The following is a 7,136-nucleotide window of genomic DNA, read 5'->3' as shown; positions in this document are numbered from 1 at the left end:
TCTCCGCGCTGCCCACGCCGCGGCCACCCGAGACCACCACGGACGCCTCGGTCAGCTCCGGGCGGTCGCCGCCCACCACCGGCTCACGACCGGTGATCCGCGCGGCCTTGGCCGGGTCGACGGCCGGGACCTCGACGGTCTCCTCGGCGGCCGCGCCCTGCGCCTGCTCGGCCTCCAGGCCGCCCGGCCGCACCGAGATCACCGGCGTGCCCTTGGCCACCTTGGACTTCACGCTGTACGCGCCACCGAAGACGGACTGCGTCGCCGTGACGTCGGCGCCCGAGCCCTCCAGGCCGACCGCGTCGACGATCATGCCGCCGTTGATGCGCACCGCGAGCCGGCCGGCGACCTCCTTGCCCTCCGATCCGGCCGCGACGAGCACCGCCGCCGGGGACGTCCGCTCGACCAGCGCGGCGAGCACGTCGACCTTCGGCGTCACGAGGTAGCCGGCGGCATCCTCGGACTCGGCGACGTAGACCTTCTCCGCACCGTAGGAGGCCAGCGACTCCTTGAGCTTCGCCGCGGTGCCGGGCGCGCCGACCACGACGGCGCTCGGCTCGCCGAGCGTGCGGGCCGCGGTGAGCAGCTCGTAGGTCACCTTCTTGATCTCGCCGTCCAGCTGATCGACGAGGACCAGAACCTCGGTCATTGTTCGATCCCCTCTCAGATGAGTTTCTGGCCAACGAGGTACTCGGCGATCTTCGCGCCGCCATCGCCCTCGTCCTCGACGCGCTGGCCCGCCTCGCGCGGCGGCTTGGGCGCGACCTCGACGACCGTGGACCACGCGTTGGCGAGGCCGACCTCGCCCGCGTCGATGCCCAGGTCGGCGATGCCGATCGTCTCCACCGGCTTCTTCTTGGCGGCCATGATGCCCTTGAAGGACGGGTAACGCGGCTCGTTGATCTTCTCGCTGACGCTCACGACCGCGGGCAGGTTCGCCTCGAGGTGGGTCAGGCCCTCCTCGGTCTCGCGGGTGACCTTGATGGCCGAGCCCTCGATGGTGACCTCGCGGGCGTGGGTGAGCTGCGGGTAGCCGAGCAGCTCGGCCAACATCGCCGGGATCGCACCGCCGGTGCCGTCGCTCGCCTCGTTGCCGGCGATGATCAGGTCGACGCCCTCAATCGTGCCGATCGCCTTCGCGAGGACGTGCGCGGTCTGCACCATGTCCGCGCCGTGCAGCGCGTCGTCGACGACGTGCACCGCCTTGTCGGCGCCCATCGAGAGCGCCTTGCGGATCGCGTCGGTCGCGCGGTCGGGACCGACGGACACCACGGTCACCTCGCCGTCGTGCGCCTCCTTGATCTGGAGGGCCTCCTCGATGGCGCGCTCGTTGATCTCGTCGAGGACGGCGTCGGCGGAGTCGCGGTCAAGAGTGTGGTCACCGTCACTCAGCTTGCGCTCCGAGTAGGTGTCCGGCACTTGTTTCACCAACACGACGATGTTTGGCATGGGTCTGCTTCGACCTCCCGATGACGAGCCCATCCGGCTTGCGCGACCAAAGAATACGAGGTGGGACCGACCTTGCCACGCGGGCGGTGGCTTGGCACGGTGTGTTCCGCCACCGGTATGTTACTAATCAGTAGCTTAGTTGCAAGCGGGTGGCGGACTTCGTGGAACTGATCACAGTCACCCGAATGGATTAGCTAGCATCCCTACATGTCTGGGCGCGTAGGTCTGGTTACCGACTCCACCTCGAGCATCCCCCCGAGCCAAGCGGCGCAGTGGGGAATCACCGTCGTGCCGACGCAGATCCAGATCGGCAAGCACATGCGCGCGGAGCCCGCGGTCCCCAAGGACGTGCTGGTGCGAGCGCTGACCGAGGATCTCGACGTCACCACCGCGCCGCCCGACCCGGCCGGTTTCGCCTGGGCGTACCAGGATCTGGCGAACCGCGGGGCCGACGAGATCGTGTCCGTGCACGTCTCGGCGCGTCAGTCCAAGACCGTCGACGTCGCGAAGAAGGCGGCCGAGCGGTCTCCGGTGCCGGTGCACGTCGTCGACTCGAACACCACGGGGATGAGCCTGGGCTACGCCGTCCTCGCGGCGGCGCGCGTGGCCGGCGCGGGCGGTGGCGTACGCCGGGTAATGGATTGCTTGACCCGCCGGCTCGAGGGCGCCACCGAGCTGATCTACGTCGACACGCTCGAGTACCTGCGCCGGGGCGGCCGGATCGGCATGGCGACCGCGCTGCTCGGCAGCGCCCTGTCGCTCAAGCCGTTGCTGACCATGGTGAACGGCCGGGTCGCGCCGCTCGAGCGGGTGCTCGGCACCGAGCGGGCGCTGCGCCGGCTAGTCGAGGCCGCGGTCCGCAAGGCCGGCAGCCAGCAGGTCGACGTCGCGGTCGAGCACTTCGGCGCCCAGGAGCGGGCCGACGTCGTGATGTCCAGCCTGCGGCCACGCCTTCCGTCACTGCGTGAGATCACGTTCACCGAGGTCAGCTCCACGATCGGGGTACACGTGGGGCCGGGCGCGGTAGGCATCACCATCTCACCTACCTAGCCCGTTTCCTACCCCGTAGTAGCCTGCCGCGGTGGTGTCCCAGCCCGCGGTCGAACCGCTGCCGTTGACCGGCGAGCGCACCGTGCCCGGGATCGCCGAGGAGAACTACTGGTTCCGCCGGCACGAGGCGGCCTACCTCGTGCTCCGCGACTACTGCCACGACGCCGTCGTGCTCGAGGCCGGGTGCGGCGAGGGGTACGGGGCGGACCTGCTGGCCTCCGACGCCCGGCTCGTGGTCGGGCTCGACTACGACCACCTGACCGCCGCGCACGTGGCGAAGGCCTACCCCGACGTGCGGGCGGTGCGCGGCAACCTCGCCGGGCTGCCCATCCGTGAGTCCACTGTGGACGTCGTAGCCAACCTGCAGGTCATCGAGCACCTGTGGGACCAGGCCGGGTTCCTGCGCGAGTGCCACCGGGTGCTGCGCCCCGGCGGGCGCCTGCTGGTCACCACGCCCAACCGGATCACCTTCTCCCCCGGCCGGGACACGCCGCTGAACCCGTTCCACACCCGCGAGCTCGCGCCGGCCGAGCTGGACTCGCTGCTGACCGAGGCCGGGTTCACCGTCGAGTTCCTCGGCGGGCTCTGCCACGGGCAGCGGCTGGCCGAGCTCGACGCCGCGTTCGGCGGGTCGCTCATCGACGCACAGGTGCGGGTCGCGGTCGCCGGCACGCCGTGGCCCGCGGACCTGCGCGCGGCGGTCGCGGACGTGACGGCGTGCGACTTTATCGTGTCGGCCGCCGACCTGGAGTCCTCTTTGGACCTCGTGGCCGTGGCGGGGCGCCCATGACGGCCGAAGGCTCGTTCTGCCTGGTGCTGCACAGCCACCTGCCCTGGCTCCCCCACCACGGCGCGTGGCCCGTCGGCGAGGAATGGCTCTACCAGGCGTGGGCGAACTCCTACCTGCCGGTCGTCGACGTCGTCCGCCGGCTGGGCGAGGAAGGCCGGCGCGACGTGCTGACGCTGGGCGTGACCCCGGTGCTCGCCGCGCAGCTGGACGACCCGTACGCGCTGCGCTCGGTGCACGAGTGGCTCGGCAACTGGCAGCTGCGCGCACGGTACGCGGCCGGGCGGTGGCGGGGCGACGACCCGCTGCTGCGCGACCTCGCCGCCGCCGAGCACCAGGCCGCCGGCCGCGCGCTCGAGGAGTTCGAGTCGCGCTGGCGGCACGGGTTCTCCCCGGTGCTGCGCACGTTGGTCGACGGCGACCTCGTCGAGCTGCTCGGCGGTCCGGCCACCCACCCGTTCCAGCCGCTGCTGCGCGAGCCGGTCCGCCGGTTCACCCTCCACACCGGACTGGCGGACACCGCGCGGCGGATCGGCCAGGCACCGGCGGGGATCTGGGCGCCGGAGTGCGGTTACGCGCCGGGCATGGAGGACGGTTACGCGGCCGCCGGCGTGCGACGGTTCCTAGTGGACGGACCGGCCCTGCGCGGCGACACGTACGCGGCCCGGCCGGTCGGCGAGTCCGATGTGGTCTGTTTCGGCCGCGACCTCGAGGTCACCTACCGGGTGTGGTCGCCGCGGGCCGGCTACCCGGGTGACTCGGCCTACCGCGACTTCCACACGTTCGACCACCCGAGCGGGCTCAAGCCCTCCCGGGTTACCGGCAAGCAGGTGCCGCCGGAGCGCAAGCGGCCCTACGACCCGGACCTCGCCGCCGTCGCCGTGGCCCGGCACGCGGCCGACTTCGTCGACACCGTGGTCGCGCGGCTGCGGACGCTGCGTTCGCGCCACGGCCGCCCGGCGCTGGTCGTCGCCGCCTACGACACGGAGCTGTTCGGCCACTGGTGGCACGAGGGGCCGGCCTGGCTGGAGGCGGTGCTGCGCGCGCTGCCGGCCGCGGGCGTGCGGGTCACCACGCTCCGCGGCGCGATCGAGGCGGGGCACGTGGGTTCGCCGGTCGAGCTGCCGGCGTCGTCGTGGGGGTCGGGCAAGGACTGGCGCGTGTGGGACGGCGAGCAGGTGTCGGACCTGGTCGCCCACGGCGCCGCGGTGCAGGACGAGCTGCTCGCACTGCCCACACAGGACGGTGCGGTCCGCGATCCGGTGCGGGACCAGCTGGTCCGCGAGGCGCTGCTGACCCTGTCGAGCGACTGGGCGTTCATGGTCACGAAGGACTCGGCGGCCGACTACGCGCGCCGGCGGGCGAAGGTGCACGGTGACCGGTTCGGTGAGCTGGCGAGCCTGGTGCGGGCGGGCGCGGGTCCGCGGGCCCGGGCGCGGGCGGCCGAGCTGCGCGGCGAGGACGGGCCCTTCGGGCACCTGGACGCGCGGGGGCTCGGCTCGTGAAGGTGCTGATGCTGTCCTGGGAGTACCCGCCGGTCGTGGTCGGCGGACTGGGGCGGCACGTGCACGCGCTGGCCCGGCATGTGGTGTCGCTGGGCCACGAGGTGGTCGTGCTGTGCCGGCACGAGGCGGGCACCGACGCGCTGACCCACCCGAGCACGGACGCGGTGGTCGAGGGCGTGCGGGTGATCCGGGTGGCCGAGGACCCGACGCACCTGCTGTTCGAGAAGGACCTCGTGGCGTGGACGCTCGGGATGGGGCACGGCATGATCCGCGCCGGTCTCGGGTTGCTGTCCGGGTGGCGGCCGGATGTGGTGCACGCGCACGACTGGCTGGTCACGCACCCGGCGATCACGCTCGCGGAGCATGCCGGAGCGCCACTGGTGGCGACGATCCACGCGACCGAGGCAGGCCGGCACAGCGGGTGGCTGTCGCAGCGGCTGAACCAGCAGGTGCACTCGGTCGAGTGGTGGCTGGCGAACCGGGCGGACGCGCTGATCACGTGCTCGACGGCGATGCGGGCCGAGGTGGCGCACCTGTTCGAGGTGGAGCCGGCCGAGCTCGCGGTGATCCACAACGGCATCGAGCCGCGCGGATGGCGCGTGTCCGCGTCCGCGGTGCGTTCCGCTCGAGCCCAGCACGCCCCCGCCGGCGCGCCGCTGATCGTCTACTTCGGACGACTGGAGTGGGAGAAGGGCGTGCAGGACCTGCTCGCGGCGCTCCCCCGGCTGCGGCGGGCGCATCCCGGTGCGCGGCTGGTCGTCGCGGGTCAGGGCGTGCAGGCGGCGGCGCTGGTCGAGCAGGCACGGAAGCTGCGCGTGCGACGGTCGGTGGATTTCGTGGGCCACCTGCCGGACCCGTCGCTGGTGGCCTGCCTGGCGGCGGCCGACGTGGTGGTCCTGCCGAGCCGCTACGAGCCGTTCGGCATCGCGGCGCTGGAGGCGGCCGCCGTGGGCGCGCCGCTGGTGGCGTCCACCGCCGGCGGGCTGGCCGAGCTGGTGATCGACGGGGAGACGGGCCTGTCGGTGGAGCCGGGCGACGTGGACGGCATCGTGTCGAGCATCCGAGCCGTGCTGGCGGACCCGGCCGCGGCCGCCCGCCGCGCGAAGGCGGCCCGCGCCCGCCTGGCCACGGAGTTCGACTGGCGCACGATCGCGGAGTCGACGGTCACGGTGTACGAGTCGGCCGCGGTACGCGAGCACGCACCCCTGGGCCGCCCGAAGATCGCAACAGGCAACGCCTTCCGCGACTAGGACGCGCCGAGGGTCTTCTTCAGGGCTGCCTGGGCTTTGCGGGACATGTCGGCGACCGCGGCTCGGCGGGTCGCGTCCGCCTCGTACGCCGTGAGTCGGTCGCGGACGATCTTGGCCGGGATGCCGGCCGCGACCGCGTAGTCGGGCACGTCGCCCTTCACCACCGCGTGGGCGCCGATCACCGCGCCGCGGCCGACTCGGGTGCCCTTCGTGATCGTCACCTTCGTGCACAGCCACGTGTCCGGGCCGATGCGCACCGGGGACTTCACGATGCCCTGGTCCTTGATCGGCAGATGGATATCAGCCGTCACGTGGTCGAAGTCGCAGATGTAGACCCAGTCGGCCACGAGCGCCGCGTCGCCCAGCTCGATGTCCAGGTAACAGTTGATCACGTTCTGCCGGCCGAACACGGCCTTGTCGCCGATGCGCAGCGAGCCCTCGTGGCAGCGGATCGCGTTGCCGTCGCCGATGTGCACCCAGCGGCCGATCTCCATCCGGCCGTAGCCGGGGCGACAGTGCACGTCCAGGTTCTTGCCGAGGAAAACCATGCCACGCAACACGATGTGCGGGTTCGCCAACCGGAAGCGCAGCAGGCGCCAGTACCGAACGAGGTACCACGGCGACCACGCACGGTTCCGGATCACCCAGCGCAGCGAGTCGAGGGTGAGGAACCGCGCCTGGTCGGGGTCTCGCCGCGACCGCCGCCAGCCGCGGATCCGGTCGGAGACCGGCGCGCCCCACATCGACGTCATAGCCGCTGACCGTACCCGTGCGGAACGTGACCGAGCCCGCGGACCGGCGTGCCAGCTGGCTGGAGCTGTTCTTCGACCTCGTCGTGTACCTCGTGACCAGCGCCATCGACTCCGGCGCCTTCACACCCGCTCCGGCCAGGTCCTGTTCTCTCGGGGCGCGGCGACCCGCAACGCCGGGCAGGTCCCGTGGATCATCTCGTTCTGGGATGACGCTGTGGTTCAGCGTGCTGAGCAGCCGCCGCGACGGCGAAGAGGTGATCGACCGGCTCAACGAGCGGCTCGCCCGACGCTCCGCGCGCGAGCGGCGAGGCGCGGCCGGCGCGGTCGGCCCGCTGGTGCCAGC

At 72.3% G+C, this 7,136-nt stretch carries 7 protein-coding genes; 4 read left to right on the top strand and 3 right to left on the bottom strand.

Annotation, left to right across the window (positions count from 1 at the left end; all coding sequences use genetic code 11):
- Together ACRDSK_RS30020 and ACRDSK_RS30015 are read right to left on the bottom strand one after the other, a co-directional pair.
- On the bottom strand, positions 1 to 649 hold a 649-nt coding region (locus ACRDSK_RS30020), incomplete at its 3' end, for an electron transfer flavoprotein subunit alpha/FixB family protein (protein ID WP_431444728.1).
- Between the two features lie 14 nt (positions 650 to 663).
- On the bottom strand, positions 664 to 1,449 hold the full coding sequence (locus tag ACRDSK_RS30015; RefSeq protein ID WP_431444726.1) for an electron transfer flavoprotein subunit beta/FixA family protein: 786 nt from the start codon (positions 1,447 to 1,449) through the stop codon (positions 664 to 666).
- A 207-nt stretch (positions 1,450 to 1,656) separates the two neighbouring features.
- On the opposite strand from ACRDSK_RS30015, the gene ACRDSK_RS30010 reads away from it, so the two are divergent.
- Genes ACRDSK_RS30010 through ACRDSK_RS29995 form a run of 4 tightly spaced genes read left to right on the top strand, consistent with a single transcriptional unit; the run spans position 1,657 to position 6,041 of the window.
- Positions 1,657 to 2,499: a DegV family protein gene (locus ACRDSK_RS30010; protein WP_431444724.1), complete on the top strand. Its 843-nt coding sequence runs from the start codon at positions 1,657 to 1,659 to the stop codon at positions 2,497 to 2,499.
- Positions 2,500 to 2,533: 34 nt separating this feature from the next.
- Positions 2,534 to 3,289, top strand: coding sequence for a class I SAM-dependent methyltransferase (locus ACRDSK_RS30005; RefSeq protein WP_431444730.1), 756 nt, complete (start codon positions 2,534 to 2,536; stop codon positions 3,287 to 3,289).
- Positions 3,286 to 4,791: a 1,4-alpha-glucan branching protein domain-containing protein gene (locus ACRDSK_RS30000; RefSeq protein ID WP_431444723.1), complete on the top strand. Its 1,506-nt coding sequence runs from the start codon at positions 3,286 to 3,288 to the stop codon at positions 4,789 to 4,791. Before ACRDSK_RS30005 ends, ACRDSK_RS30000 begins: the two co-directional genes overlap by 4 nt.
- A complete protein-coding gene (locus ACRDSK_RS29995) occupies positions 4,788 to 6,041 on the top strand; it encodes a glycosyltransferase family 4 protein (protein WP_431444722.1) in 1,254 nt (417 codons plus the stop codon). The genes ACRDSK_RS30000 and ACRDSK_RS29995 overlap by 4 nt, the downstream gene beginning before the upstream one ends.
- Here the strand turns inward: ACRDSK_RS29995 and ACRDSK_RS29990 are convergent.
- Entirely contained in the window at positions 6,038 to 6,793 is a 756-nt protein-coding gene (locus ACRDSK_RS29990) for an acyltransferase (protein WP_431444721.1), read from the bottom strand. The genes ACRDSK_RS29995 and ACRDSK_RS29990 overlap by 4 nt on opposite strands.
- Positions 6,794 to 7,136: the final 343 nt, after the last annotated feature.

This window comes from Actinophytocola sp. (assembly GCF_050699915.1).
Taxonomy (GTDB): Bacteria; Actinomycetota; Actinomycetes; order Mycobacteriales; family Pseudonocardiaceae; genus Actinophytocola.
Note: the sequence above shows the minus strand (reverse complement) of the source record. Positions and strands in the feature narration are given on the sequence as shown.